Source organism: Candidatus Thorarchaeota archaeon, assembly GCA_013388835.1.
GTDB lineage: Archaea > Asgardarchaeota > Thorarchaeia > Thorarchaeales > Thorarchaeaceae > JACAEL01.
The window spans coordinates 1-1217 of the sequence record JACAEL010000121.1 but is presented as its reverse complement, the minus strand read 5'-3'; the positions used below and the strand labels follow the sequence as shown (position 1 = coordinate 1217).

Here is a 1217-nt window from a genome sequence, read left to right as displayed (position 1 = left end):
CGAAGATGCCGACGAAGTCGAGCACGAACCCGGCGGGCTTGCGTCGCCCCTCTTCGTCCTCATACGGACGGTTGACGCGGGCGATAGCCTGGAGCAGCACATGATCGCGCATCGGCTTGTCGAGATACATGCAGTAGAGAATGGGTGCGTCGAAGCCGGTCAGCAGCTTCTCGGTGACGATCAGAATCTTGGGCAGTTCATCCGGCCTGCGGAAAGCCCGGCGGACACGCTTCTCCTCGTCGTCGGAAAGGTGGTAACGCCGAAGTTCGGGTTTGTCGTGATGGAAGGGGCTGTAAACGACGCGGGAGTATTCCGGCGGCAGGTGCTGGTCAAGCGCATCCTTGTAGAGGGCGCACGCCTCCCGGTCAACGGCCACCAGGAATGCCTTGTAGCCCATCGGCTCGATGAACTCCTGGAAGTGTTCGGCCACATACTGCGCTACCCGCGCCACCCGCTCGGGCTTCTTGAGCATGGTGCGAAGCGTGACCGCCCTCTCCAGAATCTTGTTCAGTTCCTCGATGTCGCTCACGCCCTCGGCCTCGGCCAGGCTGAGGAACTCGCGCTCCAGGGTCTCCCGGTCCACCCGCAGGTCATTGGGGGCGAGGGTGTAGTGCAGGGGCACGGTGGTGCCGTCCTCGATGGACTCTGCAATCCCATACTTGTCCAGGTAGCCCTGGGGGTCATCGGTGCCGAAGACCTTGAAGGTGCCTCTGCCGTAGGCCGTCTTGTCTATCGGGGTGCCGGTGAAGCCGATGTAGGTCGCATTCGGCAGCGCGCCCATGAGGTAGTTGCCCAGGTCGCCGCCGGTGGTGCGGTGGGCCTCGTCCACCAGCACGAAGATGCTGTCCCGCGTGTTGATGTCCGCCGGGATGTCGTCGAACTTGTGCACCATGCTCACGATGAGGCCGCGCCGGTCGGAGGCCAGCAGCTCCTGCAAATGGCGCTTCGAGGCGGCCACTTCGCAGTGGGTGATCCCGCACTCGGCGAGGTTACGAAACAGTTGAGCCTCAAGTTCGTTGCGGTCAACCAGCATGAGCACCGTGGGGTTTTCGAAGTTCGGGTTCTCGATGATCTGCTTGGCGGCGACGATCATCGTGTAGGTCTTTCCGGAACCCTGTGTGTGCCAGATCAGGCCGCGGCGTTTATCCGTTTCCTCCGCTCGCCGGACAACCCGTTCAACCGCACGCATCTGGTGCGGGCGCAGGATGACCTTGCTG

1 protein-coding gene is annotated in these 1217 nt (G+C 62.7%); it reads right to left on the bottom strand.

Translation table 11 applies throughout. The features are described 5' to 3' along the window. Positions 1-1217 (bottom strand): HsdR family type I site-specific deoxyribonuclease (locus HXY34_14285; GenBank protein ID NWF97302.1); only part of this gene is annotated, 1217 nt, incomplete at both ends.